The 26,943-nt window shown below is 57.5% G+C and carries 24 protein-coding genes; 5 read left to right on the top strand and 19 right to left on the bottom strand.

The annotated features are described in order from the left end of the window. Positions 1-146: 146 nt before the first annotated feature. From FJ145_03580 to FJ145_03570, 3 genes are all read right to left on the bottom strand, one after another. Positions 147-632 (bottom strand): type II toxin-antitoxin system RelE/ParE family toxin, encoded by a 486-nt coding sequence (locus tag FJ145_03580; GenBank protein MBM4260503.1) that lies wholly within the window; start codon positions 630-632, stop codon positions 147-149. Continuing rightward, positions 629-895 carry a hypothetical protein gene (locus FJ145_03575; protein MBM4260502.1) on the bottom strand — a complete coding sequence of 89 codons (267 nt, stop codon included), beginning with the start codon at positions 893-895 and terminating at the stop codon, positions 629-631. Before FJ145_03575 ends, FJ145_03580 begins: the two co-directional genes overlap by 4 nt. Before the next feature lie 202 nt (positions 896-1,097). Further along, on the bottom strand, positions 1,098-1,496 hold the full coding sequence (locus FJ145_03570) for a VOC family protein (protein MBM4260501.1): 399 nt from the start codon (positions 1,494-1,496) through the stop codon (positions 1,098-1,100). A 139-nt stretch (positions 1,497-1,635) separates the two neighbouring features. On the opposite strand from FJ145_03570, the gene FJ145_03565 reads away from it, so the two are divergent. The 3 genes from FJ145_03565 to FJ145_03555 all read left to right on the top strand — a co-directional run bounded on the left by FJ145_03565 (position 1,636) and on the right by FJ145_03555 (position 2,613). Then, entirely contained in the window at positions 1,636-1,917 is a 282-nt protein-coding gene (locus tag FJ145_03565) for a type II toxin-antitoxin system Phd/YefM family antitoxin (GenBank protein MBM4260500.1), read from the top strand. Positions 1,918-2,156: 239 nt separating this feature from the next. Beyond that, the gene (locus tag FJ145_03560; protein ID MBM4260499.1) at positions 2,157-2,279 is read left to right on the top strand and encodes a hypothetical protein; all 123 of its coding nucleotides are present in this window, start codon (positions 2,157-2,159) and stop codon (positions 2,277-2,279) included. A gap of 142 nt (positions 2,280-2,421) precedes the next feature. Beyond that, positions 2,422-2,613 (top strand): hypothetical protein, encoded by a 192-nt coding sequence (locus FJ145_03555; GenBank protein ID MBM4260498.1) that lies wholly within the window; start codon positions 2,422-2,424, stop codon positions 2,611-2,613. A gap of 578 nt (positions 2,614-3,191) precedes the next feature. Here FJ145_03555 and FJ145_03550 read toward each other — a convergent pair. From FJ145_03550 to FJ145_03485, 14 genes are all read right to left on the bottom strand, one after another. Beyond that, entirely contained in the window at positions 3,192-3,896 is a 705-nt protein-coding gene (locus tag FJ145_03550; protein MBM4260497.1) for a class I SAM-dependent methyltransferase, read from the bottom strand. Next, entirely contained in the window at positions 3,897-4,607 is a 711-nt protein-coding gene (locus FJ145_03545; protein ID MBM4260496.1) for a dienelactone hydrolase family protein, read from the bottom strand. Between the two features lie 270 nt (positions 4,608-4,877). Beyond that, on the bottom strand, positions 4,878-5,744 hold the full coding sequence (locus FJ145_03540; protein ID MBM4260495.1) for a D-alanyl-D-alanine carboxypeptidase: 867 nt from the start codon (positions 5,742-5,744) through the stop codon (positions 4,878-4,880). After that, positions 5,696-6,529 (bottom strand): amidohydrolase, encoded by an 834-nt coding sequence (locus tag FJ145_03535; GenBank protein ID MBM4260494.1) that lies wholly within the window; start codon positions 6,527-6,529, stop codon positions 5,696-5,698. Before FJ145_03535 ends, FJ145_03540 begins: the two co-directional genes overlap by 49 nt. A gap of 103 nt (positions 6,530-6,632) precedes the next feature. After that, positions 6,633-8,057 carry a protoporphyrinogen oxidase gene (hemG, locus tag FJ145_03530; GenBank protein ID MBM4260493.1) on the bottom strand — a complete coding sequence of 475 codons (1,425 nt, stop codon included), beginning with the start codon at positions 8,055-8,057 and terminating at the stop codon, positions 6,633-6,635. Positions 8,058-8,092: 35 nt separating this feature from the next. Next, on the bottom strand, positions 8,093-9,037 hold the full coding sequence (gene hemH / locus FJ145_03525; GenBank protein MBM4260492.1) for a ferrochelatase: 945 nt from the start codon (positions 9,035-9,037) through the stop codon (positions 8,093-8,095). A 3-nt stretch (positions 9,038-9,040) separates the two neighbouring features. Further along, the gene (gene hemE / locus FJ145_03520; protein MBM4260491.1) at positions 9,041-10,084 is read right to left on the bottom strand and encodes a uroporphyrinogen decarboxylase; all 1,044 of its coding nucleotides are present in this window, start codon (positions 10,082-10,084) and stop codon (positions 9,041-9,043) included. A gap of 39 nt (positions 10,085-10,123) precedes the next feature. Continuing rightward, complete coding sequence (gene dinB, locus FJ145_03515; GenBank protein ID MBM4260490.1) at positions 10,124-11,242, bottom strand: DNA polymerase IV; 1,119 nt, start codon at positions 11,240-11,242, stop codon at positions 10,124-10,126. A 336-nt stretch (positions 11,243-11,578) separates the two neighbouring features. After that, entirely contained in the window at positions 11,579-11,806 is a 228-nt protein-coding gene (locus tag FJ145_03510; GenBank protein ID MBM4260489.1) for a hypothetical protein, read from the bottom strand. Positions 11,807-11,875: 69 nt separating this feature from the next. Then, the gene (locus FJ145_03505; GenBank protein MBM4260488.1) at positions 11,876-13,309 is read right to left on the bottom strand and encodes an MFS transporter; all 1,434 of its coding nucleotides are present in this window, start codon (positions 13,307-13,309) and stop codon (positions 11,876-11,878) included. Between the two features lie 233 nt (positions 13,310-13,542). Further along, on the bottom strand, positions 13,543-16,170 hold the full coding sequence (clpB, locus tag FJ145_03500; GenBank protein MBM4260487.1) for an ATP-dependent chaperone ClpB: 2,628 nt from the start codon (positions 16,168-16,170) through the stop codon (positions 13,543-13,545). 144 nt (positions 16,171-16,314) lie between these two features. Beyond that, positions 16,315-17,160 (bottom strand): hypothetical protein, encoded by an 846-nt coding sequence (locus tag FJ145_03495; GenBank protein MBM4260486.1) that lies wholly within the window; start codon positions 17,158-17,160, stop codon positions 16,315-16,317. Positions 17,161-17,194: 34 nt separating this feature from the next. Then, on the bottom strand, positions 17,195-17,971 hold the full coding sequence (locus FJ145_03490) for a DUF2075 domain-containing protein (protein MBM4260485.1): 777 nt from the start codon (positions 17,969-17,971) through the stop codon (positions 17,195-17,197). Positions 17,972-18,086: 115 nt separating this feature from the next. Next, positions 18,087-23,144: a hypothetical protein gene (locus FJ145_03485; protein ID MBM4260484.1), complete on the bottom strand. Its 5,058-nt coding sequence runs from the start codon at positions 23,142-23,144 to the stop codon at positions 18,087-18,089. A 288-nt stretch (positions 23,145-23,432) separates the two neighbouring features. Here FJ145_03485 and hisC point away from each other — a divergent pair, with 288 nt between their 5' ends. Together hisC and FJ145_03475 are read left to right on the top strand one after the other, a co-directional pair. Continuing rightward, positions 23,433-24,494, top strand: coding sequence for a histidinol-phosphate transaminase (hisC, locus tag FJ145_03480; GenBank protein ID MBM4260483.1), 1,062 nt, complete (start codon positions 23,433-23,435; stop codon positions 24,492-24,494). Between the two features lie 28 nt (positions 24,495-24,522). Continuing rightward, the gene (locus tag FJ145_03475) at positions 24,523-24,930 is read left to right on the top strand and encodes a hypothetical protein (protein MBM4260482.1); all 408 of its coding nucleotides are present in this window, start codon (positions 24,523-24,525) and stop codon (positions 24,928-24,930) included. 124 nt (positions 24,931-25,054) lie between these two features. Here FJ145_03475 and FJ145_03470 read toward each other — a convergent pair whose 3' ends face one another. Both FJ145_03470 and glnA read right to left on the bottom strand, forming a co-directional pair. Further along, complete coding sequence (locus FJ145_03470; GenBank protein MBM4260481.1) at positions 25,055-25,396, bottom strand: P-II family nitrogen regulator; 342 nt, start codon at positions 25,394-25,396, stop codon at positions 25,055-25,057. A gap of 72 nt (positions 25,397-25,468) precedes the next feature. Beyond that, positions 25,469-26,881, bottom strand: a complete 1,413-nt coding sequence (glnA, locus tag FJ145_03465; GenBank protein ID MBM4260480.1) for a type I glutamate--ammonia ligase — start codon at positions 26,879-26,881, stop codon at positions 25,469-25,471. Between the last annotated feature and the right edge of the window lie 62 nt (positions 26,882-26,943).

The raw sequence follows: 26,943 nt of genomic DNA, 5'->3' as shown, positions 1-26,943 counted from the left end.
GAGCCGTGGAATCAAAACTGGCAAGAGCTCGGCTTAGCACCAAAGACTGAAATGGTTGAGCGCTTGCTCGCGAGCTACAGCGAAGCCGGGCGGTTCTACCACACCGTGCAGCATCTCGAAGAATGTTTCGCCTACCTTGACCATGGTCAGAATCGCCGGGCGATGCCTTCAGGGCTAGCTGCGCCGAGCGCGCCATGATCACCGGGTCCCTCTCCCGCCTGAAAACAGGCGAACGCTAAGGCTCTGTAGTGGGGCCAAGGCTCAAGGGTGTCTTTTTCTGCTACGGCGGAGCCAGGCATCCGGGTCCGTTGCGCCGGCCACTGTGCCGGCCCCGGGAACAAGCGGAGAGGGCAACAGCTGCGAATTTCTACTGGTCGTCTACTACCAACGCCAATAACCCGGCCGGTAGACGACGGCATAGTTTGGATAACGGTCGAGTGTCCAGAAACGAACGGGCGGGGCGTAAGGTCGGGCCGAGTATGGCCGCGCAATGGAGCTTGCGCAGCCTCTGCGCAAGCGTCGTAGATTGCACTTTCTACTCGGTCAGCGGCTTCTTCGTTGTCACGAGCGATGTACGACCAAATTTCGAAGATGTCTGCCTTGGCAAGGGGCGTCAGAACATAATCGCTCATCGCTTAGTCGAACGCCAATTCTCTTTCATTTCGCGGATGTCGCGCCGGACCTGATCGCCTTCGATGAGATCACCATGTGCAGCCTCAATATAACCTTCCTCAATGTGGGCCGATAGGATGCGGCGTTCCTCTTCAGTCCAACTTTCCTCAGAATTTTGAGCTTCAAGTGCCCGGCGCAGCACGTCTTCGGCATTGCTATAGGCACCACTGGAAAGCCTCTTATTGATGAGCTTTTCAAGGTCAGGGGGAATATTTAGTTGCATGCGCGACTCTCCGTTTCAATTTTTTCCAGATGTAATTTACCATGCGATCCATGTGTCCGCCAATGCTTTCCCGCCGGTAATCACTCTACGGCGTTTGCGGTCAAGTGCCGGTTCCCGCCGCGATCCACACGCGGATCATGCAGCCAGGACATCCTTGACTAAGTTGACAAACTCCAAAGCTCTCAAAGCCGAACCAATCAGCTTACCCGGTTGGAAACCCGTGTGTGGAGATATCCATGTTGTTGCCATCGGGATCGGTGCCGCGAAGATCGGCAAAGGAGCGCCCGCCTTCACGGGAGCCGGGAGTCGCAAGGCCCCAATGCTCGAACCGGCCCAGGACGCTTGCCGCTTCGGCCGGGCTGACATCGAAGCCGATGTGATTCAACCCGCTCGCTTTCCCTTCGGCACGGTTGGGAATGATTGTCAGGTTGAAATAACCGTCACTCAGATAAATCGCCTCGCCCCTGGGATTTGCCACTCGCCGCATCTCGAAGACTTCCTGATAAAACTGCGCCAGGCGTTCTGGCTGCAGCGAAACGATGGTCAGTCGGCGCAGCTTCGGCATGCGCGACCCATAACGCCGATCGGCCCTGCTCGTCAACCAAAGTACCTCTGTGGTATTCACATCCCAACGACTTGACTCAAGCCAGATGCCGGGCCGAGTGGCAGAGAGATGCCTTTTAAACGTTTGCATTGACAGAATTCTGTACATTATCCAGACTGCCGAATCGGGGGTACTTATGGCGATTTCCTCAAACGATATCATCTCATTAACCAAGGCGCGGGCGAAGCTCACCGAGTTGTGCGCGCAGGTTCAGCGCGAGCATGGGGAGAAAATTCTTACAAAAAATGGGGAAAGTTGCGCGGCGCTCATCGACGCGGAACGGCTAGATTACTACCATCGGCTGGAGCGCGAACACGTGCACCTTAGCTTGCTCAACGAGGCCGCCAAAGGCATCGACGACGTGAATGCTGGAAAAGTTTTGAGTCTGGCGAAGCTCAAAGCCCGCTATGGCCGATAGCTTTTCGATATTCGCGACGCGAAATTTCACCGCGAACCTCGACGAAATCAAAACATTCCTGACGGAGGTCCGACGACAAGCATTTGAGCGTTTTCTCGAACGGCTCTTCGATGACATTTGCCCGATCTTGTCTCAATTCCCGTTGTCCGGGATGTCGTTTTTCGCGCACCATGAAGGATCGCGGGATAGCCAAGTTCTGATTCGCCGACTCAAGAGAAAACTTTGCGACGGGCGACGATCTGCGCGAGTTTGGGTTTGACGATTACGTATTGCTCTATTTGGTAAGAAAGAAAAGAATCTATCTGGTCGCGATCAAACACCACAAGCAATTGTCTTTCGACCTGCGTCGTTTTTGGTCTTAATCTGTCCACTCTGACGAGCCACGGCAAAACAGCGGGCGGAGCAAGATCGTTAAGAATAAGTCGCACTTCGTCCATCGAGCGTGATTTGGTCTTCGGTTGAACCCCACATAGGTAATTAGCTTTGATCTGTACGGGAGTAGCAATGAAAACCCATTTGGAGCGCAAGAATTGTTATTTGGACGAAAAAAAAATTCGCCGGGTGCGCTCGATATTACGGGCCAAGACCGAAACCGAGGCCATCGATTCGGCTCTGGACCTTGTCGTCTTCAGGGAGGATATTCTCAAGTTTCTCGGGAAAGTCGCGGGTAAAGGCGGAGTGGAAAAGCTTTTCTAATGGCGAAACATCTGATCGATACAGATTTGTAGATCGATCTCATTCAAAGCGGCGCCACACTTCCGGTCATTCGGGATCTTTACACCAAAGCGGCGCCGGGCATTTATTTTAGCTCCGTGGTAATTCAAGAGCTGCTGGCTGGGGCACCGTCAGCCGCTGGCAAAGCGCGCGTTGAACTCCTGTACCGGCCGTTCGAGAAAGTCAGTCGAATCGTCACCCCGCATCACAGCCACTGGAAATACGCCGGGCTGATATTGGCGCAGCTTCTGCGCGAGCGACCCGCTCTTAAAAGTAAACTACCCGCGCTGGCTAACGATTGTCTGTTGGCGTTGACTGCGCGTTCGTTGGGAGCGATCCTTATACACCAGAAATCGAGACGATTTACGGCTGCTCCAAAGCAAACGATATTTTTCGTTAGTCGTCTTATATTGAATCGGGCTGCTTTTTCTTCTTTAGTTTTGCCGTTCGTCGTTACTCAGCCGAGTGGCGGCGGAATTGGGAAGGAGTGAAGTACGCTTTTAGCTCGTAAGCACATGCGCAATCAAAAGGAGGGGCTGAGCTGCAATTGCCGCCGGCCGTTAACGCTTGAACCCACCGACGAGCGCCCTTTTGCCGCCGTCCCAGAATCGCTTGACGTCGACGAAGCCGGCGGCGCGCAGCCATTGGAGCTGCTCTTCCACCGACGGCCGCATGCGGTCGAGGTTGAGAAAGCAGCCGCCCGGTTTGAGCAGCGCGAAGCTGTCCGCGTAGATTCTTTGGATGGTGCCGTGCGCGCGCACGTTGTGGATCGCAATCGACGAAACCACCGCATCGAAAGGTGCTTTGAGCTTTTTGCTCCAACCGGGCCCGCTCAAATCGCTGCGCACGAACTTGACACGCGCCTCGAAGGGGACCAGATGCTCGCGGGCGAGCGCCAGCATTTCGGCTGAACCATCTTGGCAGACCGCCTGGCCGTTCTTGAAGTGACGCAGCAGATAGCCCGCCAGCGCGCCGTAACCCGTGCCGATATCGAGGATCTTGATCCTGGCGCTCTTGGCAAACGGTAGAGTCTTGGCCAGCACGTCAAACGCCGCGTCGCGGTGCGGTTGGCTCGCATCCTGACGCGCCGCCCACTCTTTGGCGTAGGCCTGGGAGCTCCAATCATGATGATCCCAGGGATCGGCGATGGTTGTTGGTGTCGACTTAGTCATTTTTCGGCCTGGATGATCTTCAACATCGAACTGACAGAGCAATAGTTTCTGGTACTCCTTTTTCGTCTCCTCATAGGCATAGGCATCGATCACTCATTCGCTGCCCAGCTCCCGCGCTAGAAAATTCGCCATCAGCGACCACGACTGCTCCGCCAAGGGCGGGTCATAGCAGTCGCCATCCGCCATCGCGAAGCCGTGACCGGCGCGGTGGAAATAGTGCCAGTCGAGCGGCTGGCCGTTGGCTTGGAACGCGGCCATCAGTTTTTGCTGCACCGGAATCGTCGCGACGTGATCGTTGCCGCCAAGAAAAATTTGCGAAGCGCATTTGAAATCTTTGACGGCGTCGTTGGGATGGCGCGGCCGTAGCTGGCTCGGCCCTTCGTCGCGCACTGAAGGATAGAATCCGACAAAGCCGCGCACGCTTGGCGTTGCCGCAGCGAAATGAATGCCGATGCGCCCGCCCATGCAATAGCCGACCACCGCACAACGTTTTGCATCGACCTCGGGACGTGTCGTCAGATAACGCCAGGCCTTGCCAAGAATCTCAATAAACTGCCCATCAGTGGTTTTCTTCTGTGCCTCGTGCACACCGTCGGCGATATTCAACATTTTGTAGAGGTCAGGAACATAGGTGCTGTAGCCAAGCTTAGCAAAGTTACAAACGTTCACTTTCATGTTACCCGTGCAGCCATAATGGTGATGCACGATCAACACGCCGGGCCCCGGCTCTTTGCGGTCGGGGTGAGCCAGATAACCTGGCACGCCATCTTTTTCAGTTGTGAGATCGCGATTGACAATCTTCATCGTAACGCTCCTTTTCGCGTCTTCTGATTATCACTTTGCCAAACTCTTGCACAAACGATCGAGCAGACTTCTGCAAGATTCGTAAGCACGCTTCGCCAGGCAGCATGAACGGATTTGCCCCAGCGATGTCAACCTCCGGTCCGTTCGCCCTGAGCTCGGTCGAAGGGCGACCGCCGGTCGCCCCTACAGGGCGGCATCGAAGCGGATATCTGTTGCCTTCGCTCCGGAAGAGTTTCACTTCGATCGCGTCGCAGCGATGAATAATCCGGGCTAGCGTGTCGTCAGCATAAATCCATGACCGAGTAGTAACTTGGCGTCTTGCCATACCGCGTGCTCACCGCTTTTTAGTATCACGGCAATGATTCTTTGTTCCTTTCGCTCAGCGGCGGCCACCAAACAGAAGCCGGCCTCCGCCGTGCTGCCGGTCTTGACGCCAATGGCGCCGGGAAAATCGTCGAGCAAACGGTTACGGTTCTTCAACTCGCCGTGGTGGTCCGCGCTTTTCCAAGCAAACGACTTGGTCGCGACAATGCGGCGGAAATCGCCGTTCATCAGCGCCGCCTTGGTGATAAGCGCAAGATCGAACGCCGTACTGAGCTGGCCTTTCTCCGGCAGCCCCGTCGGGTTGAAAAACTTGGACCGCTTCGCACCGAGCGCTTTTGCCTTACCGTTCATCAACCCAACAAACTTGTTGACCGAGCCGCCGCTGTGCTGCGCCAAAGCGATTGCCGCGTCGTTGCCGGAGCCGAGCAACATGCCAAACAACAATTGTTCAACGCTCAGCCGTTCGCCTGCTTCCAGGGGAATTCTAGCGCCGCTGGTTTTTGTCGCGACTTTGGGCGTCTCGACGATATCCGCGAGACGGTTTCGCTCTAAGACAACTAGTGCCGTTAACACCTTCGCAGTGCTCGCCGGAGCCAGTGGTAGTTGGTGATTCTTTTGCCAGAGAACTTTGCCGCTACCGGCGTCCATGACGATGGCTGCTTTCGCGACGACGTCGATTGCGGCGATGCCCTGCGGGGCGCGCGCTAGCACGATCGCTGCAAGGGTAGTTACCCAGAGGCCGTATGGAGCCGAGAGTTTCAATTTTACAGCGGCCAACCGAGCCATTCGGCGATACCCCGGCCCATAATCCATTCCAGTTCGCTGACGGAAAGCGACTTCATCTCTTCGGTAAACAAAGTCACCACCTGCTTGTAAGGACACGGCAGATGCGACAGGTCAGTGCCCCAAAAACAGCGCTGCGGGCCGAAGCCATCGACGACGCGGCGGACCAGCGGATGCAGCGTTGGAAAAGGATAGGGTTCGTCGACGTAGCAGGGCAGCGCCGAAACTTTTACAGCAACGTTCTTGTGGCGCGCGAGTTTGACGACGTCGTCGACCGATGGGCCGAGCGGTTTGCCGCGCAGAACCGAATTCAACCCCATGTGATCGACGATGAGGCGCAGGCCGGGATGGCGCTCGGCAATCTCGCCCAGCTTCGGCACCTGTCCTTGCGCCAAAGTCATCACGGGGATGTCATAGCGCTCAGCTTCCCGCCAGAACCAGTCCGCGGTGCCGTCGGTCAGCCACTTGGCCGACTCGCCGCGGTTAAAAACCATGCGAATGCCGAGCATATAAGGCTGCTGTTTCCAGGTCGCCATCAGCTCGCGGCCTTTAGGATTGTTCAAGGCGAGTTTGCCCATGACGCGGAAACGATCGGGATGGAGCCGCGCCGCTTCCAGCGACGTGTCGTTGCGGTCAGCTTCCCAGGTCGGCGGCACGAGAATACAGCGCGACACCCCGGCACCGTCCATCTCGCGCAAAAGTTCGTCGTGCCCCAGAGGGATCGCCCGATGTGGCGCTGAAGCGTTTTCTTTGGCGTAAGGCTTTTCCGGCGTTTCCGGCGCCCAAATATGCACTTGGGAATCAATGATGACCATAAACTTCTCCTTGACGCGCCACAAGCTCGATCATTCAGTGCAGTGATAATCCGGTTGCGCTGTCGGCGTCAAGAAGAGCAAGACTGCTGCGGCGCAAGATTACTCAGGACTTCGAAAGCTGCTCGACGACTTTTTGCGCCGCCTCTTCGCCGGTGCGCACGCAATCGGAGATGCCCACGCCATGGTAAGCGCTTCCCGCTAAGGCCAGCGTTGGAAAATTGGCGAGCGCACCCTCGATTTTTTTTACCCGTTCGTCGTGGCCGATATTGTACTGCGGCATCGAATTGGGATGGCGCCATACTCGCGAAAGCACCGGCACCGCGGTCACGCGCAGCAGACTGGCGATTTCATCGCGCACGTCAATTTCGATGGCGCTGTCGTTCTGCCGGTAAAGTTCCGCTTGCAAAGTGCCGCCGACAAACGCGCGCAATAAAATGTGATCGGCGGGCGCTCGCCCAGGGTACTTCAGGCTGCTGAACGTGCAAGCCATGATCTTGCGTTTCTCCGCGACGGGCACCACGAAACCGAAGCTCTTGGGAACCTGGGGAAAGTCAGCGCTCCGATAGGCCAGACTGATGATCGCGGTCGAAGCGTAGGACAACTGCGCTAGCTCTCTGCTCGCATCGTTGGAGGTGAGCCGCAGGATTTCCCCGGCGCGATAAGCTGGCGTAGCGAGAATGACTGCGTCGGCGCTCAGAACTTCATCGTTCTCTAAGGTAATCTCCCAGTTTGTGTTGGCAAAGTTCCGCGTCAGACTCTTCGCGCCGCTGCGCAACCGAACGGCGCTCTCCGGCAGCCGCTGCGCCAAAGCACCAACCAGCTCCTCAAGGCCGTTGGCGAGCGTGACAAACAAGCTCCAGCGCGCGCCGCTGCCGGCCTGGCGCGCACCGGCGCGGGCGCGCTGCGCCGCCCACATCGCGTAGATCACGCTGCGATGCTCGCGCTCCATTTCTTTGAACCGTGGCATGGTGGCGCTCAGGCTAAGACGGTCGGGATCCGAAGCATAAATACCACCAACCAATGGCTGCGCGACGCGCTCCAAAGCTTCATCGCCGAAACGCCGGCGCACGAACGAACCTAAACTCTCGTCGCCGTCGGCGCGCCGCCGCGGCAAGAACAGTTCTGCCGCCATCCGCAGCTTTCCGCCCCAAGAAAACAGCGGCGTTTTGAGAAACGGCAGAAAGCGCGTCGGCGCCAGCAGGAAAAAGCCCTCCGGCAAAGGTTTCAACTTACCGCCGCGTACAATGTAGATTTTCTGGTTGTCGCTGATCGTCGAAACCAAACGTGGCGTAAGCCCCAGCCTTTGGCAAAGCATGAGCGCCTGCGGCTTCTCCGTGATGAAGGAATCCGGACCCGCTTCGAGGAGGAATTCGCCGACCCGCTCGGTGGCAATCGTGCCGCCTAACCTGTCGGAAGCCTCCAGCAAAGTCACCTCACTATCCAGTGACAGCTCTTTGCGCAGTTCGACTACGTGGTGCGCAGCGGCGAGCCCGGCGATGCCCCCGCCGATAACGACGATGTGTTTCATAGATGTGCGTGCCACCGTTTGCGCATGGAAAATAGTCAGTTATTTTTCTGCTCGGAATTGCTTCGGACTACACTGGCCATCATTCGGACGAATGTTGGGTGATCGTTCGGGCAACTGACGCGGATCATTTCAATGGCTAAATCATTCGCGATTTTTTTCGCTTCGATATCGAGATCATAAAGCACTTCGACATGGTCGCATACAAAGCCGATCGGAGCGACGAATACTTGTTTGATACCCTGCGCTGCGTGTCGCCGAATGACATCGCCAACATCCGGCTCCAACCAGGGGTCCGACGGACGGCCGCTGCGGCTTTGGTAGGCAAGATTCCAGTTTGCGATCCCGAGCCTAGCCACGACTAAGCGCGCGGTGGTTTGCAACTGCTCGACGTAGGGCGAGCGCGCCGCCATGGACGTCGGCAAACTGTGCGCCGTGAAAATTAGCGCGGGTTCACCGCGCTGCGCGACACCTGTCATGGCCGCGCCGATCAATTCCGCCCAACAATCAATAAACAAGGGATGATCGTGCCAACCGTCGCAGTAGTCAATTGCCGGCGCGCCGTCGAGCTCCGCCTGCGCATCGGCGATATTCTTCTGATAGCGCTCCCAGCTCGCTTCGCTGCGATGGGAAGAGAGTATCAAGCCGAGGGCGCGCTGCACACCGTTATTTTTCATCTCTTTTAATATGTCGACAAAAAATGGCGCCGCGTTGCGCATGCCGACATAGACCGCGAGTTTTTCTTGACTAAACTCTTTTTGCAGCGCCGCAGCTTGGCGCAGAGTGATTTCATTGAGCGGCGACTTACCGCCAACCGCTTCATAGTGGTGCGCGACTTCTTCCAAGCGCGCCGGAGGAATCGCTATCCCGGCAGTCACGCGAGCAAGAAAAGGACGAATTTCTTCAGGGCAAGTGGGGCCGCCAAAGGCGATCAGCAGGATGGCGTCGTAAGAGAAAATCACTCCACTACTCCAACGCTCCAATCCTCACTTTGCGCTCAACTCATGCACGGCTTCGACCATCGTGACCACATGCTCCACCGGCGTCTCCGGCAAAACCCCGTGACCGAGATTGAAGATATGTCCGGGCCGGCCACCGGCGCGCTTCAAGACTTCGCCAACGCGGCTGCGGATTTCCTTGGGCGGCGCAAACAGTGCCACGGGATCGAGGTTGCCTTGCACGGCGACATCATGGCCGACCATCGCCCAGCCTTCGTCGAGGTGGACGCGCCAGTCGAGGCCGATGACATCGCCGCCCGCGGCGCGCAAATGTTTCAACGCACCGGTAGTGCCGGTGCTAAAGTTGACCACCGGGATTCCCGGCGTCACTGCGCCGATCACCATCTTCGTATACGGCATAACGAACTGCTCGTAGTCACTCGGCGCCAAGCAGCCGGCCCAACTATCGAAGAGTTGAACGACCTGCGCACCGGCGGCGATTTGACAATTCAAATAATCGCCAATGACCTGCGCCAGCCGCTCCATCAAACGCTTCCAGGCTTCAGGCGCCGTGTAGAAGAGCTTTTTGGTATGAATGTAATTGCGCGAGCCGCTGCCTTCGATCAAGTACGACGCCAACGTAAACGGTGCGCCGGCAAAACCGATCAACGGCACTTTACCCTTGAGTTCTTTGCAGATCTGCTTGACGGCTTCGTAGACGTACGCCAGCTCCTTTTCGACGTTGAACTCCTTCAGCGCGTCGACGTCTTTGCCGCTGCGCACCGGATGGTGAATCACCGGTCCGTCGCCCTTAGAATACTCCAAACCGACGCCCATCGGTTCAAGAATCAGCAAGATATCGGCAAAGAGAATCGCCGCGTCGACCTTGAGCCGTTCCACCGGCGTAACGGTAATCTCAGTGGCAAGCTCGGGCTTTTTGCAGAGCTCTAAAAAACCGTACTGCGCGCGCAGCTTGCGATATTCTTCCATGTAGCGCCCTGCTTGGCGCATCAGCCATACGGGCGTGTAAGCAGTAGGTTCACGGCGACAGGCAGCTAAGAACGGATGCGAGGACGGTGCCAGGTTTGCCATAGGAGAGTAACGAAAGACTACGGAGCTTCGCTCGCAAAATCAACCACGTTTGCGCGGTGTCGCCGCGCCCACCGAATCTTCGCCATACTTTTGCCGCAGCGCATCGATGCCGTGGTACAGCTTCTCCAACGATTGCCGTTTGTCGCGATTGAGCAGCGGCTCTTGCCAGCCGGAGCTTTGCAGCGAGCTGGCGCTGACACCCAGCAAACGCACCGGCCGGCCTTTGGCAACATTATTGCGCAGCAGTTCACTGACAACGGCGAAAATCTCGCGATCGAAGCAGGTGGGTGCCGCCAGCGTGCGCGAGCGGGTGATCGTTTGAAAATTGCTGTAGCGAATCTTTACCGTCAAGCAGCGCGCATACAAATCGTCTTTGCGCAGCCGGCCGCCGACCTCCTCGACCAGTTCCCAGAGCACCTCTTCCATCTGGGCAATTTGGTTGAGCGGCTTCTCCAATGTGGTTTCATTGCCGACCGAATGGTCATGATGACGATGCCGCTCCTCGGCGTGATCGAGATTCAAGAATCGCTGTGCCAAATCAGGTTTCAGAAATAGGTCGCCAATCGTCTTGATGCCGCGCTGCAGCAGGCTCGCCTGCGTCTTCGGTCCAATGCCAGGAATCATTTTGACTTCCAGTGGTGTCAGAAAATCCTTCTCGGTTCCAGCGGGCACGAAGATCAAGCCATGCGGTTTTGCCAGCGTCGCGGCGATCTTGGCAATCGTGCGATGGGTCGATACGCCGCCGGAAGAGGGCAACCCGAGCTCCTTTTCGACGCGCTTGATGATCGTGTCCGCGGTCTTCAGCGGCGGGCCGAAGAGTTTTTCGGTGCCGGTAAGATCGACGATGCCTTCGTCGATCGAAATCGCCTGCACCTTCGGCGAATATTGTTCGAGGATGGCAAAAACCCGCTGCGAAAATTCAGAGTAGGTCTTTCTGCGATTGGGTAAAAATATCCCCTGCGGGCACAGTTCCTTGGCACGGAAACCGGGCATCGCGGAGTGCACGCCAAATTTGCGCGCTTCGTAGGACGCCGAGGTCACCACACCGCGGCCATTGCGGCCGCCGACAATCACCGGCTTGCCTTTCAAGCTCGGATCGAGCACTTGCTCGACGGACGCATAGAAAGCGTCCATGTCGATGTGGAGGTACCAGGGCATGGGGACGGTGCTCGAGTTCGTGGCTCGTGCTCGTGGTTTCCGGATCGTGATTCGTTAATCGTGCTCGCCTGCGCTCCGAATACGAGCACGAGTCACGAGCACGGGTCACGAAGGCTATTTTTTGTAAAGCCCATCGATAAATCCCGACGCTTCGATCTTCTGCACAAACGAATGGTCGTAAAACACCTCCGGCTTGGCGCGCACCCCTTTCGGACTCTTCACGACTTCCAGCACCGCTTGAACCTCCTGCTTGGTCATCAACGGTACTTTCTGAGGGCGCTGCCGTCGTCGTCGTAAATGCTTTCCAAGGTTTGCCGGTTATCAGTCTTCCAGAATTTACCCATCGCTTTGAAAGAGGTAGTTCAGGCTATGCTGCAGACCATGTTTGGAGAACGGACCGAGTTCCTGGCCGAGCCAGAGCGGCGCCATCGAACCGCCGAGCGCGTTGTAGACGATGCGCGCGCTCGGCGCTTCGGCCGCGTGCATCGGCCCCGAGTGCAGCGTGCCCTCTGCAAAAATCATCCACATCGCAATTAAGCCGAATAGAGTGTGTGTCAGGCTCATTGTGCCTCCCGTCGACAGTAGCTGCCCGAAGAGTAAGAAAGTCCGCCAACCACTGTCAAGCCAATGTTGTTATGCGTGTCGCCGCGCCGGTCGCACGGCCGAAGCCAAAACCGCAATGAGGGTAAAACAACCAAGCACCCCGATGGTAACCGAAAATGCGTGGCCGAAAACCGCCGGTGCGGCGCGCCAGCTCTCCGGCGAATTGAATTGGCTGCTGGTTAGACTGGCCGCTGAAACCAGGTAGCCGAACAAGGTCGAGGAAAGCGCCACGCCGATGGCGCCGCCAGTGCGCGCCGTGGTGGAAATCATGCCGGCCGCGGCGCCCATCTTGTCAGGCGCGGTGGATCCCAAAATCGAGCTTTGATTGGGCGCGTTAAACAGCGACCAGCCGATGCCCCACAGAATCAACGGCAAAATAATGACGAATACCGGCGCGCTCAGGCTCAAGGTCGCAAGAAAAAGTTGCGCAGCCGCGATCAGCGCACAGCCCACGGTACAGAGCAGGCGCGAGCCCAAGCGGTCCGAAAGCGCGCCTGCGATGGGCGCCATGATCATGATGATCACCGAATCCGCCACCACGATCCAGCCGGCCTGGGAAGCCGAATAGCCGAGCAAATTTTGCAAGTAGAACGGCAAGAGAAAATTGATCGCCGAAAGCGTTGCGGCCAACACAAACAGGCTTAAAATTCCCGCCGAGAAACTGCGGGCGCGAAACATCGACAGGTGCAAGATGGGCGATACCGCTTTGGCTTCCACGCGCAGGAGAATCAACAATGAAACCAACGCGCATGCTAGGCAGCTCAAGAACAGCGGATGGCGCCAGCCCACGCGCGGCAGTTGATCGATGGCATAAATGAACAGACTGTTGGTCAACAGCAGCAGCAGCGCGCCAGCGACGTCGACGGTCGGTTTCGCTTCCGCTCGCGTCTCCGGCACCACTTTCCATGCGAGATAAGCGCCAAACAAACTGAATGGTAGGTTAATGTAAAATATCCAGCGCCAACCGATCGTGTCGATGAGAAATCCACCGAGCGAAGGGCCGGTTAGAAAGCCAATGTGAAACGCCGTGGAAGTTAGACCCAAGGCGTGCCCCCGTTCCGCCAGCGGCAGATTGACCGAGACGATGGCGCGGCCGTTGGCCGCAATCATCGCGCCGCCGATCGCTTGCAGGGCGCGAAAGAAAATCAACTGTCCGGTGGTTTGCGCTTGACCGCAGATCGCCGCGGCAACAACGAAGATAACGAAACCCGAGGTGTAAAACCGGCGCCGGCCAAAAAGATCGCCCAGGCGGCCCATCGTAATGATCAGGCCAATGAGCACGAGATCGTAGACGAGCACGGTCCATTGGATGGTGGTAAAAGCACTCTGGAAAGTGTTGGCCAGGGTGGGCAGCGCAATCGCAATCGAGCGCTGGTCGAGGCCGACCAGCGCTTGACCGGTGCAGACGCTGAGCAAGATCAAGCGCGAGCGCCGCTTGTCCGAAGGATCGGTTCTCACATTCATCTAAAACGGCATCGGCCATGCAAAAAAGCAGAGGGGGCATGTCGGTTGGCCCGACTGCCCCCTCTGCTAAGATAGCTGAAAGCGGAGCTGCTTGCTACGATTTCGGTGATTGTTTTAGCTCGGCGCGCAGGCTTTCCTCGGCGTGTTTGCGGCTCTCCTTATGCTTGTCTTTGAATGCCTTGCTCGGCGGCGCACCCGCGCCAAGCCGACCGGCACTTTCTTCACGCGGGCGTTCAATGCAGCGTCCTTGCTTCGGCGCTGTCGCTTGCCTCATCCGCCGTGCCGTGCGCAAATTCTAGCGACTCGCCGTCGCTGTCGATGCGCACGACATCGCCTTCTTTGAATTCTCCTTCAAGAATCTTGACCGCCAGCGGATCTTGAATTAATCGCTGGATGGTTCGTTTCAGCGGCCGCGCGCCGTAAATCGGATCGTAGCCTTTGTCGGCAATCAACGCTTTGGCAGACTCGCTCACCGCCAAGGCAATCTTGCGCCCGGCCAAATTGTGCCGCAGCCGTTTCAACTGGAGGTCGACGATTAACTTGATCTCCTCGCGGCCCAAGTTGTTGAAGATGATCGTTTCATCGATGCGGTTCAAAAATTCCGGCTTGAACGCTTCGCGCAGCGCTTCGGTGACGCGCCGTTCCATCTCCTTGTGGTCCCGGTGCGCCAATTCTTGAATGTGGTGGCTGCCCAGGTTGGAGGTCATGATGATCACCGTGTTTTTGAAATCCACGGTGCGGCCTTGGCCGTCGGTCATGCGGCCGTCTTCCAACACTTGCAATAGTGCGTTGAACACATCCGGGTGGGCTTTTTCGATTTCATCGAACAAGACCACTGAATAGGGCCGGCGCCGCACGGCTTCGGTCAAGTAACCGCCTTCGTCGTAGCCGACGTATCCCGGAGGGGCGCCGATCAGGCGCGACACCGAGTGCTTTTCCATAAACTCGGACATATCCAGGCGCACCGTCGCTTGCTCGTCGTCGAAGAGAAACTCCGCCAGCGCCCGGCACAACTCGGTTTTGCCGACGCCGGTGGGGCCCAGGAAGATAAACGAGCCGATCGGGCGATTTTCATCTTGCAAGCCGGCGCGCGCGCGCCGCACCGCGTTGGCGACCGCGTGAATTGCGCTGTCTTGGCCGACCACTCGCACTTTCAGGCGATCTTCCATGCGCAGCAGCTTTTGAATTTCGCCTTCGAGCATTTTCGACACCGGGATGCCCGTCCACTTGGCCACCACTTCAGCGACGTCCTCGGCGTCAACCTCTTCCTTGAGCATCTTTTGATCTTTTTGCAGCTCAGCTAGTTTAGCATTGGCGTTTTCCAGCTCCTTTTGCAGCTGGGTCAGCGTGCCGTAGCGCAGCTCGGCGGCTTTGTTCAAGTCGCCCTTGCGCTGCGCTTGCTGCTCTTCGACCTTGGTCGCTTCGATTTTTTCCTTAAGTTCGCGAAGGCTCTGGATCGATTTCTTCTCGTTCTGCCAGCGCGCTTTCAAGCCGCTGGAAGTCTCTTTCAAATTTTCAATTTCCCGCTCGAGCTGCGCCAAACGCTCCAGCGAAGCTTTGTCCTGCTCGCGTTTGAGTGCCTGCCGCTCGATCTCCAGCTGCATGATCTTGCGTTCGACTTCGTCGATCTCGATCGGCATGCTGTCGATCTCAATTCGCAAACGCGACGCCGCCTCGTCGATCAGATCGATCGCCTTGTCGGGCAAAAAACGATCGCTGATATAGCGATGCGACAGCGTCGCGGCGCCGATGATCGCTGGGTCGGTGATGCGTACGCCGTGATGGACTTCGTAGCGCTCTTTCAAGCCGCGTAGGATCGCGATGGTATCTTCCACCGACGGTTCGCCGACGTAGACTTGCTGGAAGCGCCGCTCTAGCGCCGGATCTTTTTCGACGCGCTTGCGGTACTCATCCAACGTCGTCGCACCGACGCAGCGCAGCTCGCCGCGCGCCAGCGCCGGCTTCAACATGTTGGACGCATCCATGGCGCCTTCGGCCGCTCCCGCGCCCACCAGCGTGTGCAGCTCATCGATGAAAAGAATGATTTGGCCACTGGCTTCGGTGACCTCTTTCAGAACCGCTTTCAAACGATCTTCGAATTCGCCGCGGAACTTGGCACCGGCCACCAGCGCGCCCAAGTCGAGGGCGATGAGCTTTTTGTCTTTGAGACCTTCGGGGACATCGCCATTGACGATGCGCAGCGCCAGCCCCTCGACGATGGCGGTCTTGCCGACGCCGGGCTCGCCGATGAGCACGGGATTATTCTTCGTGCGCCGTGACAGCACCTGAATGACGCGGCGAATTTCATCGTCGCGGCCGATCACCGGATCGAGCTTGCCTTTGCGAGCAAGATCGGTCAGGTCGCGGCCATATTTTTCCAATGATTGATATTTTTCTTCAGGGTTGGGATCGGTGATGCGCTGGGCGCCGCGGATGCTCACCAGCGCATTGAGAATTTTATCGCGCGACGTGCCCAAATCTTTGAGCATGCGGCCGGTTTCGCCGCTGTCTTGGATCATGGCGAGCAGCAGGTGCTCGGTGGAGACGTAATCGTCTTTCAGGGCTTCCGCTTCGGCTTCGGCTCCTTCGATGACCTTTTTTAACCGCGGCGTAATATAGGTCTGGCCGGCCGCACCGGTAACCTGCGGCAATTTGTCGAGTCCTTTTTGCAGCCGCTCGACAATTGAACCAACCGCAACGCCCAGTTTTTGTAGGAGCGATAGCACAACGCCATCTTTTTGACCAAGCAAGGCAAAGAGCAGGTGCTCAACGTCGATGGCCTGATGGTTTCGCTTTTCGGCCAGCGTTTGCGCCTGCTGCAACGCTTCTTGAGATTTGGTGGTTAGTTTATCAAGACGCATACTTAACTCCTGCGCCCAGGAAGTTAAGCATCGTTCAGAAAACTGTCAAGAAAATAAAAATGCGCCGGGAAATCGGCACTTTGCTCGACGCTAACCGAGACAACTCGGATCAGCTTGCCCCATCTATTACCGGAAAACCACGGACTAGTCTTTGGGCAGCTCGAAAAATTCCAGCCCTTGGAAACTGACGTCCTCGACGACGATCGCTTTTTTGCCTTCGGCTGCGGGTGCCGTCGCGGCGCTTGTCATCGGTTGCTGGCCGAGCACGATGCCTTTGCCTTTAGCGATGCTAAAAGCGTACTCGCCGGGTTCCACGGCTGTGCCGCGCATTTTCTTTACGCTCAAAGTGCGCGGCGGTTTGTCGCCGCCCTGATTGACCCTCAGCACAAGAACGCCAGCGGCGAGAAATTCTTCGATGCCTTGCGTCGGCGTGTGGTCGACTCGGTCCGGCAGGTGGGAAGTCAGCAAATTGGTCGTGGTCAGATTGGTCTGCAGTAGATGGATCAACGTGCGCGCGTTCTCGTGCACCCGCGAGGCGGAATCGGCCGACAAGATCAGTGGCGTCACCGGATCGATGGCCAGGCGCACGGCACCGAGCTTACTCGCATAACCGGCAAGATCGGTGACGAACTTAGTGACATCGATGCCTTTTTCCGAGGTAACGCCGCGGCCACTGAAGTAGGGCGAAGCATCGAGGATCACCAAGTTCTTGTCTTGCACGTGGCTCTGGAGGTCCCATTCCAGGGAGGAAGCCGATTGCAAAATTTCCGTTGGGCGTTCGTCGACTGTCACGTAGACCGATTTCTCATTGGCCAGCAAGCCAGCCATAAGAAATTGCATGCAGGCCGTAGTTTTGCCGGTGCCGGCATCGCCGGTCACTAGGTAGGTCCGGCTCGGCAGAAAGCCACCCTGTAACACCGTATCGAGTCCGGTAATCCCCGTTGAGACCCGTTGCACGCCGTTAGACGCCCCGTTTGTTTTGCTGCTCATAGATCCTTAGTTTCTCGTGTGAAGTAAATCTTTTCTACGCGCTCACCGCTGCTGAGGTTGTGGGATCTTGTGCGATCTTGGCTTGCGCCTCTTCGGCCGGCTGCAGTACCACGCCCTGGCCCTTGACGATGTCGAATTCGTACTGGGCGGGTTTCACGTTGGTGCAGCGCATTTTCTCGATCATCATGGTGCGCGCCAGGTGATCGTCGGTTAACACCATCTCGAGCACGAGTGAGCCGGCGACAAGATACTCTTCGATGCCGTGCATGCTGCGCTCGCCGGTGCGAGGCACCGCGTAGGACGTGAGAATGTTGGTGGTCTGCATCGACGTCCGCAGCAGTTTGATGAGCAGGCGCGTCTGATCCTGAATGCGCGTGGCGGCATCGCGGATCAACACAAACGGACCGGCGGGGTCGAGCACCAACCGCTGCGCGCCGAGACGATTGACGAAATTGGCGAGATCGCCGATCGCCTTATGGATATCGATCTGACGGTCTTTGCTAACACCGGGCAACGAGCTCAAATAGGTGCCGGCGTTCAAGATCGCCATCTCCTTGCGTTCAACATGTTTTTCCAGATCCCAACCGATGGATGTGGCTTGTTCGAGAATATCGACCGGGCCTTCGTCGGCGGCAACGTAAATTGCCTTCTCGCCGCGCGCCAAACCTTCGGCCAGAAACTGTAGCGCCAAGATTGTCTTGCCGGTGCCGGGCTCGCCGGTAACGAGAATCGATCTGCCCTTGGGGAAACCGCCCTCGAGCAAGGCATCGAGCCCGGTAATTCCTGTAGGTACGCGTTCTGTCTGCGTCATAGAGCTGTCCTATTGCGGTCCCGTGAGGCCCGCCGTTGGTGCGCAAATCCGAGAACCGAAAACCGGCTAAGGCATGGCGCTTTCCAACAGCCTGCGGCCGTGGGCTTCTGGCCTATCAAGATTTCCATCGGCGTTTTCTGCGTAAACTGAAACGCCAACGACGATCATGACCATTTTTGGGTAAAGGGCGACCGTCGCCTTTGCCGTGGCGTACGAGAAATTCAAGTCCTTCATGCTCATCGCCGACCGCCGCGCTTGCGCTGGCATCACCCTGCCGCTCCGCTCTCGTGGGCGCGCCGGGCTGTATGGCGAGGGTGTCATTTTGTCGGCGGTCGAATGTGACCCGAAAGCCGGTCTCGCGCTCGTTTACCACCGCCGCTTCGGAGTCCTCCGCAACGCGGTCGTTTCGGCCTAGTTGTTCCCACAACAGCTCATTGTCGGTGGCGGCAATGACAGGATGGGCCTCGTCGCGTGGTGCGGTAATGTTCTCCATGCTTTTTTGCAGATCCGCCAGCTCGCCCTTGGCATGGAGAAGCCTCTCATTGCGGTCCTCCAAAAGCTGCTGTTTTTCGATGATCTCGGCACGCAGATTAGCTATTTCAATCAATTGATCGCCGTAGGTTGCGGGGTTGCCATCAGCGTTAACGCTGCTCAGCCGCATGCCCGCCGCAGCCAGCCTTTCGATCTCATTTTGCAGCGCCGCCTTTCCGCTCTGTAGTAAGTCGATCTCGCCAGTGCGCGCTTCGATGACGTCGCGCTGTTCAGCAATCTCTTTGAGGAGCCCGTCGATATCGCTGCGCAGCACGGTTTCGGCTTTGCTAAACTCTTCTTGTTGTCTGCGCGCAAACTCGATGCTATTGCTTTCCAGGACGCTGAGCTGCTCTTGCAATACTTCGATATGGGAACGCAGATCTTCGGTTTGTCGGGCGCGGCTTTCGGCTAGCAACTGCTGCTGCGTCAACTGTATCTGGAGTTGATTCAGGCTCTCTTGGTGCGAGCGTTCCCGCTCTTGACGGCCCTCTTCGTGCAAAGCCAACCCGCGCTCTTTTTCAGCCAGGTCGACCCTCAGCGCTGCGAGCTCCGACGACACTCGCTCGGCGCGCTTAAAGTTTTCTTCGGCGTGTAGTTTTGCGAATTGTAGTCCTTCCAATCGAACCGCTTGCTCGCGCAAACCGCCCAGCTCGATCTCCTGCGCTTGCTGCACCGCCAGGCTTTCGCTGAGCAACGCTTCCTTTTCCGCCAGCAGCGTAGCTGCCTGGCGCTGCGCCTGTGCCATTGCCGCGTTCGTAGCTTCGGCCGACTGCTGCGCAGTTTCCGTTTCGAAGAGTTGCGCTGTCAACGTCCGAATTTCGGCGCGCAGCGCAGCGCAGTCGTGCTCGCGTGCGTCGAGCAACGCCTCACGTTCCGCCAAACGAGTTTGCACAGCGCGCAGTTCCTCGGCGACTTGCTCACGCGCGGCGTATAGTAAGGTCGACTCGGCGACGAAGTCCTGCGCTTTTTGGTCCAACGCCTGGCGCGCCCGGCTTAGGTCCTCTTGCATAGCCGCGCGCACCGAGCGGTCTTCGATTTGTGATTGCCGATAAAGTTCTTCGGCGATAAGAATATGCTGTCTGAGAGCAGAGATTTCGGCCTGGGCTTGTTCCAACTCGGCGCTGCGTTGCTCGGCAAGCGCCGTTCCTTCGGCTAGGGCGTTTTCCAGGTCGGCCAAGCGAAGACGAAATCTTTCATCGGACTCCCGCCCCTCATTGACCAGTTCTTCGTTAGTCCCTTGAAGCGCGCCAAGCCGATCGCGCAGCCGGCTGATTTCGCTATTGACGTCAGCGAGAGCGGCGCCGCGTTGGCCAAGGACTGTTTCATTGTCAGCCAACCTTTGTTGCAAAGCGTGGACCTGGCTGGTTAAAGACTCCTCTAATTCAATGGCATGGCGCTGGTTGTCCGCCAGTTCGTTCTGCAGCTGGAGAATGGCCACTTGGCGCAGGGCGAGCTCGGTGGTAAACCGCTGTTCGGTTTCGGTGAGACTTGCGTTTAACTTTTGGTGGTAGCTGGCCTCAGCTTCGTAGAGCTGGTCCGTCAGCTTGTCCGCTTCGCGCTGTAGTTCAGCAATGGTCTGTTCGCGCTGCGCGATCAATCCTTGTTGTTCGCTGTGCTCCTGGCGCAGCGCCGCGAACTCGGCACGCGCTCGCTCTTGGTTGGCATGCCAGTGTAGCTCTCTAGCGATTTGAGCTTGCTCGCGCTCCTGCAACTGCGCCCGCACATCGGCCAGCTCGGCGCCATGTGCACGGGTCAATTGCTCCATCTTGGCGGCTAAACCGTGTTCAGTTTCCGTTGAAAGGGTCTCGAGCTCGGCCACCCGCGTGCGCAAAATCTCGACCTCGGCGCTCGCCTGTGCCAACTCTTGTTCGCTGTCCCGGCACCTGTGTTGTTCATGTGTAAGCTCGGCTGTCAGCTCTTGCACTTTGCCGTTTAGACGCGTCTCGCTGGCGGCCAGCTCGGCGCGGCGGTCTTGCAGCGCGGCCTCTTTTAGCTGTAATTCGTCGCGCAGCGCCGCAAGCTCGGCGTCAAATTGCCGGCGCGTGCTTTCCAAATTTTGCGTTAAGTCGAGTAGCCGCTCCTGATGGAGCGCTTCACGGGTTTGGAGTTCTCCGTGCAGCGCAGCGTTCTCTTCATCGGCGCGCCGCAGGTCGGCCTCTTGGGCCCCGAACCGTTGCTCCCAATCGGTCGCGCGCTGGGCAACAGCGTGCCGCTCCACTTCGAGCCGATCGCGCAAGGCGCTAAATTCCGCTTGCTGGCCCTGCAACGCCGCTTGCGCTTCTTCGAAAGCATGCTGCAGATCGTGCAATTGCTGCTGCAGCGCGGCGCGCCGCTCGTCGAGCTCATGCTTCTCGCTGTCGGACTGCTGCAACAAGCTCTGCAGCTGGCTTGTCCGCTCGTTCAAGCCATGAGTTTGCGCCCGCAAAGTTTCCAGTTCAGCGCTGCTCTCGGCCGCAATTGTGCTATGCTCGGCCAAGGCGGCAGCGAACTCCTGAGCGCGCGCAGCGATACTGGCTTCGAGCTGGTGAATTCTGTCGCCCTGTTCAGCCGCAGCCTGTTGCTGTGCCTTTTCCTGCTCTAGGAGTCGCTCGGACAATTGACGCGCCGTCGCTTCGAGGTTCGCGACCTCTCGCTCGCGGAGCTCGAGCACTTGCTGCTTGTCGCCGAGCTGCGCTTCCAAGTTATGCTGTCGATCACGCCACGCGTCGACGGCCGCGTCGTATTCGCTCGCCACCTGCTCGCGAACCTGGTGAAGATCCGCAACCTGCTGGTGCAGTTCGCGTACAGTGTTCTGCAGCTCGTTGACTTCACGCTCGCGGGCTTCGATTTGGTGCCGTTTTTCGCCGAGCTGCGCTTCGAGTTGATCGCGTACAAGGCCGAGCGCCGCTTGATGCTCGTTGACGGCTTGCTCACGTGCTTGCTGCAGCTGGCTAATTTGTTGCAGCAGTGCGCGAACCTCATCTTGTAAGCTGTATATCTCCCCTTCGCGCCCCTCGAGCTGTTGCTGCTTTTCGCCAAGTTGCTTGCCAACCTCCCACAGCTGGTCTTCCAGGCTGTGTATATGGGAGCGATGGCCATCGGCGACCTGGTGTCGGTCATGTTCAAGCGCCGCAATCTGGTCATTGAGTTGACGGACTCGTCCGTGCAGCTCGTTTACTTCGTCGCCCCGCGCCTCGGCGCTCTGCCGTGTGGCAATGAGCTGCTCGCCAACCTGGCGCAGCTCCTGTTGCAGGGCCGCAACCGCGGCGCCATGTTCTTCTTCTCGCTGATTTTGCCGATGCTCCTGATGGGCCAAATGCTCGCGCAGTTGTCGCAACTGCTGCTGCAGTGCGGCGCACTCCTGCTCACGCCCAGCGATATTTTGCTCTTTGGCTGCAAGCTGGGTTTGCAGATGATCCAGCTGCTCGTTGAGCCGGCCCAGCGTCGCGCCGTGTTCTTCGCCGGCAAGCCATTTGGCTTCTTCTAATTGCGCGACCTGCGCGCGCAATTGGTTCGCCTGGTTTTCCAGTGCTGCGAATTCACGGACGCCGCTGTCAATGATGCCCTGTTTTTCTGCTAGCTGCTCGCCCAACCTGCGCAGCTCGTGGCTAAGATCTTCCTGCTCTTGTTGGCGCTGGCGCGCTTCCGCCAACTCGGTTTTCAAGCCCTGCTGTTGACTCTCCAGCTTGACTATTTCCGCTTGTGCCGCCGCCGTCTGGTGCTGCTGTTCATCAGCTGCCCGCTGCAGCATCATGTGCTGAGTTTGCAGCCGAGTGAGTTCGTCGCCGTGCTCTCGCAAGCGCCGCGTATTGCTCTCATTGCGCCGCTCTAGGACTGTGATCTGCTGGCGATATTCTTGGCTGCGTGCCTCGAAGGAGCGCTGCGCATCGGCCATCGCCTGCTCGTGCACCGCGTTGACAGCGGCGATCCGATCCTGCAGGCGGCGATTTTCTGCCGTCGCCGCGCCGAGCGCGCGGTCATTTTCTTTCAGTAGCTGTTGCGTTGCGGCAATATCGTTCTGCAGCGCTTGGATTTCACTGGCGTGGCGCGCCGCGGCGTCGCGATCGCTGGTCTCACGTAGTTGCAGCTCGGCGTCTCTTTCCTCTAGCGTCTGACGCAGAGCGGTCAATTCCTGTTCAAACTTGGCTTGTAGTTCCGTTGCAATGCGGTTTTCGACTTGTTGATTGGCGCTTTCGAGCTGCTTGATGTGCTCGAGCAACGACGCCATTTGGCGCGTGCTTTCGGCGCGGTTTTTCTCCGCGTCGGTTTCCAAAAAATTGATACGATCGCGCAGCGCCGTAGCGGCGAGCTTGTTAGCGGTCAACTCGCTCTGCCGCGATTCCGCCAGGCGGTTTGCTTCGAGCAGTTCGGCGCGCAGCTCTTGAATATGCTTGCGCTGATTGCGGTCAGCCTGCTGGGCGAGCGCCTGGTGGGTTTCCAGGGTCGATTCTTTTTGTTTGACCTCGGCTTGCAGGGCGTTGAGCTCGGCTTGAAACTGTTCGCGCAGCTTTTTGCTTTCGGCTGCGGCAGCAGCTTGAGCCTCGGTGACATACAGCTCGAGCAAGTGCAGCTTGGTGTCGAGGATATCGATCCGGCTAACCAAGGCGAGCGCGGGGTGATTGTTTGGCGAAGGGCTGGACGGCGTGTTCGATTCTGCGTTCATGGGTGTCTCTACACAAATAGATGTGTGCTTCTTGTGCTAAAAGCGTGCCACGGATTCCGTTTCTTGCCGTGGAAGAAATCGGCGGGATTTTTTCGGCACTTGAACACACTTCCGGAAGTGGTGCGGAGCTAGACAGTGAAATTTCACGCGCAACAAGTCGGCTCGCGAAACAATCCCGTGAGCCCCCTCGTCCGCTTCTTGACGCCGCTCTATCACTCCGAAAAGCACCCTCGTGCGCCATGGTGCGTTTAATTGAAATGCCCCGATGGGGTCGTTAGAATCGTCCTCATGGCGGCATATTTCCGAAGCAATATCGCAGCCCTGGATGGTTACACACCGGGCGAACAGCCGCGCGACCCGGCGGTTATCAAGCTCAACACCAATGAGAATCCCTATCCGCCGTCGCCCAAAGTGCGCGCGGCGCTGCGGCGCGCTGCCGACGCGTCGCTCAGGCTCTACCCAGAACCGCTGAGCCAAACGCTGCGCGCCGTGGCGGCGCAGGTCTACGGAGTGCAACCGGAAAATATCATCGCCGGCAATGGCTCCGATGAAATCTTGTCGATCTTGCTGCGCTCCTTTGTCGGTCCCAAAGATCGTGTAGCTTTTCCCGTGCCAACCTACTCGCTCTACGAAACCCTGGTAGAAATCCAGGACGGCCGCTGCGCGCCGGTAGCTTTTCCGGCTGATTTTTCGGTTCCCGAGGGACTAGCTGCACAAGATGCCGCGCTGACGTTTCTTTGCAATCCCAACGCGCCGTCCGGAACCTTGGTGCCGCTGACTGAAATCGTCAATTTGGCCCGCACGGTCAAAGGCATTTTGGTGGTCGACGAAGCCTACGTCGATTTTGCCTCGACCGAGGGCGCGTCGTCGATTCCGTTGATTCGCCAACTGCCGAACCTGATTGTCCTGCGCACGTTTTCCAAGTCGTTTTCGCTGGCCGGCATGCGCATCGGCCTCGCCTTCGCCGCCGAAGAACTGATCGCCGGCATGATGAAAGTCAAAGACTCCTACAACCTCAACCGTTTGAGCATGGTCGCAGCCTGCAGCGCGTTGCAGGATTTGGCGTGGATGCAACGCAACGCCGAGCGCATCAAGCGCAGCCGCCAGCAACTCACCAACGCGCTGCTGAAGCTAGGCTATGAAGTCTACCCGTCGCACACCAACTTTGTGCTCGCGCGCAAGGTCGGGCGCAACCAAAGAATCGTCTACGAAGGCTTGAAGCAGCAAAATATTCTCGTGCGCTACTTTGACGTGCCAGGCTTGCAAGATTGCCTGCGCATCACGGTTGGCACGGCCAAAGAAATTCGCTCGCTGTTAAAAGAGTTGAAAGAGATTGTCGCGGCGATGTAAGCTTCCTTACCGGGAGGGTGCGTGCGCCATGGAACGAATACAGATCACCGAGCTCGACCACATCGTCCTCAATGTCGCCGACGTCGACCGAGCGTTGCGTTTTTATATGGACGTGTTGGGATTGACAGCAGAACGACTCGCCGCCTTCCGCGCCGGCAAAGTTGGCTTCCCATCGGTGCGCATCAACCAACACACGATCATCGATCTCTTTCCGCTGAAAGAGACCGGCGCGACCGAGCCATCAAATAGGCACAACCTCAATCACTTCTGTATGGTCGTCGGCAAAGCCGATTTTGCCGGCATCGTCGATTTTCTGACGCAACGTCAAATCGCCATCCGCGAAGGCCCGGTGTCACGCTGGGGAGCGCAGGGTCAAGCGACCTCGGTCTATTTTGCCGACCCGGACGGCAATGAGATAGAAATTCGCTGCTATTGAGCTGAGTAAAAGCAAAGCTCCCGGTCTTCCGCCGGAACTGATTTTGGACCACTGAAACAAAAAACCCGGTGTGGCACGTTCGCCCACACCGGGTTTAGCTATGACCGAAAGAATCGTACGCCGATTAACTGATCGCCTCTTCTCCTCTTTCGTTGGTCCGAATGCGAATCACTTCTTCGACCGTCGACACAAAGATCTTCCCGTCGCCGATCTTGCCGGTTTGTGCCGAGTCAAGAATCGCCTCGACGATTTTCTGCGCCATATCGTCCGGCGCAAGGATTTCGATTTTCACTTTAGGCAGGAAATCCACCGTGTATTCGGCGCCGCGATAAAGTTCCGTGTGGCCTTTCTGACGACCGAAGCCTTTGACTTCGGTGATCGTCATACCGGTGATGCCGGCCGAAGTCAGTCGCTGCTTTACTTCATCGAGTTTGAAAGGCTTGATGATCGCTTCAATCTTTTTCATGGTTTCCCCCTGAGCTAAGTATGGGGCGAGGCCGCTCTCTAAGCAAGAGCGGCCGCATTGGGAGCAAGTGATTTAAATGTCGAAATAGAGGGCGAATTCCCAAGGATGGGGCCTCAGCCGAATCGCATCGACCTCGTTCTTCCTCTTGTACTCCAACCAGGTCTCGATCACGTCCTTGGTAAACACATCGCCTCGGAGCAGGAACTCGTGGTCCTTCTCCAACGCATCCAACGCCTGGTCCAATGACCCTGGCATCGACTTCACTTTGGCAGCTTCTTCCGGCTCCAATTCGTACAAGTTCTTGTCGATCGGTTTCGGCGGCTCGATCTTGTTGCGAATACCGTCCACCCCGGCCATCAACATCGCTGGGAACGCAAAGTACGGGTTGCAGCTCGGATCGGGAGTACGGAACTCTAACCGCTTGGCCTTCTCGCTGGTCGAATACATCGGGATGCGCACGCAAGCGCTTCTGTTTCGCGCCGAGTACACCAAGTTGATCGGCGCTTCGTAACCCGGCACCAGCCGGCGATAGGAATTGGTCGTCGGCGCAATGAACCCGCACAGCGCATGGGCGTGTTTGAGCAGCCCGCCGATGTACCAGCGTGCCGTGTCGCTGATCAACCCATACCCCTTCTTGTCATAGAACAGATTCTTGCCGGCTTTCCACAAGCTCTGATGGCAATGCATGCCGGAACCGTTGTCTTGGAACAACGGCTTGGGCATGACTGTGACCACTTTGCCCCGCTTGGCCGCCGTGTTCTTGACCACGTACTTATAGAGCAACACCTTGTCGGCCATTTTGGTCATGGTGTCGAAGCGCATGTCGATTTCGGTCTGACCGCCGGTGGCCACTTCGTGGTGGTGCACTTCCACCTTGATGCCGCATTTCTCCAAGTTCAAAACCATCTCGGAGCGCAGGTCCTGATATTGGTCCATCGGCGGCAGCGGGAAATAACCCTCTTTGTATCGGATCGTGTTGCCCAGGTTGGGACCGGGTTTACCTGCGTTCCAGAAGCCTTCGCTGGAATCGATGTGATAGTACCCTTCATGATGGTTCTGGTCGAAGCGAATGCTGTCGAAGATAAAAAACTCGATTTCCGGACCCCAGTAGCTGATGTCTGCGACGCCGGAAGATTTGAGGTATTTCTCCGCTTTTTGCGTGATGTAGCGCGGGTCGCGGGAGTAGGGCTCGCGGGTGATGGCGTCGAGGACGTTGCAGACAAAGGTGATGGTCGAGTGCTCAGTGAACGGGTCCATCATCGCTGTGTCGGGATCGGGCATCAGGATCATGTCAGATTCGTTGATGCTCTGGAAACCGCGAATGCTCGAACCATCGAAGCCCAGCCCTTGCTCGAACTTGTCGGCATCGAGCTCCGCGGCTGGGATTGAAAAGTGCTGCTGCTTGCCGGGAACGTCGATGAACTTAAAATCGACAATCTCGGCTTTGTTTTTCTTCGCCATCTCTAAGGCGTCTTTTACGGACATCTGCTTTTCTCCTTTATCTGTTTGAAATGCTGCAAACCTCTTGGAAAGTCACTCCTGTTATC

This window comes from Deltaproteobacteria bacterium (assembly GCA_016874755.1).
GTDB lineage: Bacteria > Desulfobacterota > Binatia > UBA9968 > UBA9968 > DP-20.
The sequence above is the reverse complement of the archived record's forward strand: the minus strand, read 5'-3'. Positions and strand labels throughout refer to the sequence as shown.

Bases quoted from the DNA above. Each gene is read 5' to 3' on its own strand.
- FJ145_03580 (MBM4260503.1), bottom strand. From the start codon at position 632: ATGAGCGATTATGTTCTGACGCCCCTTGCCAAGGCAGACATCTTCGAA.
- FJ145_03575 (MBM4260502.1), bottom strand. From the start codon at position 895: ATGCAACTAAATATTCCCCCTGACCTTGAAAAGCTCATCAATAAGAGG.
- FJ145_03565 (MBM4260500.1), top strand. From the start codon at position 1,636: ATGGCGATTTCCTCAAACGATATCATCTCATTAACCAAGGCGCGGGCG.
- FJ145_03555 (MBM4260498.1), top strand. From the start codon at position 2,422: ATGAAAACCCATTTGGAGCGCAAGAATTGTTATTTGGACGAAAAAAAA.
- FJ145_03545 (MBM4260496.1), bottom strand. From the start codon at position 4,607: ATGAAGATTGTCAATCGCGATCTCACAACTGAAAAAGATGGCGTGCCA.
- FJ145_03540 (MBM4260495.1), bottom strand. From the start codon at position 5,744: ATGGATTATGGGCCGGGGTATCGCCGAATGGCTCGGTTGGCCGCTGTA.
- FJ145_03535 (MBM4260494.1), bottom strand. From the start codon at position 6,529: ATGGTCATCATTGATTCCCAAGTGCATATTTGGGCGCCGGAAACGCCG.
- hemG (MBM4260493.1), bottom strand. From the start codon at position 8,057: ATGAAACACATCGTCGTTATCGGCGGGGGCATCGCCGGGCTCGCCGCT.
- hemE (MBM4260491.1), bottom strand. From the start codon at position 10,084: ATGGCAAACCTGGCACCGTCCTCGCATCCGTTCTTAGCTGCCTGTCGC.
- dinB (MBM4260490.1), bottom strand. From the start codon at position 11,242: ATGCCCTGGTACCTCCACATCGACATGGACGCTTTCTATGCGTCCGTC.
- FJ145_03510 (MBM4260489.1), bottom strand. From the start codon at position 11,806: ATGAGCCTGACACACACTCTATTCGGCTTAATTGCGATGTGGATGATT.
- FJ145_03505 (MBM4260488.1), bottom strand. From the start codon at position 13,309: ATGAATGTGAGAACCGATCCTTCGGACAAGCGGCGCTCGCGCTTGATC.
- clpB (MBM4260487.1), bottom strand. From the start codon at position 16,170: ATGCGTCTTGATAAACTAACCACCAAATCTCAAGAAGCGTTGCAGCAG.
- FJ145_03495 (MBM4260486.1), bottom strand. From the start codon at position 17,160: ATGAGCAGCAAAACAAACGGGGCGTCTAACGGCGTGCAACGGGTCTCA.
- FJ145_03490 (MBM4260485.1), bottom strand. From the start codon at position 17,971: ATGACGCAGACAGAACGCGTACCTACAGGAATTACCGGGCTCGATGCC.
- FJ145_03485 (MBM4260484.1), bottom strand. From the start codon at position 23,144: ATGAACGCAGAATCGAACACGCCGTCCAGCCCTTCGCCAAACAATCAC.
- hisC (MBM4260483.1), top strand. From the start codon at position 23,433: ATGGCGGCATATTTCCGAAGCAATATCGCAGCCCTGGATGGTTACACA.
- FJ145_03475 (MBM4260482.1), top strand. From the start codon at position 24,523: ATGGAACGAATACAGATCACCGAGCTCGACCACATCGTCCTCAATGTC.
- FJ145_03470 (MBM4260481.1), bottom strand. From the start codon at position 25,396: ATGAAAAAGATTGAAGCGATCATCAAGCCTTTCAAACTCGATGAAGTA.
- glnA (MBM4260480.1), bottom strand. From the start codon at position 26,881: ATGTCCGTAAAAGACGCCTTAGAGATGGCGAAGAAAAACAAAGCCGAG.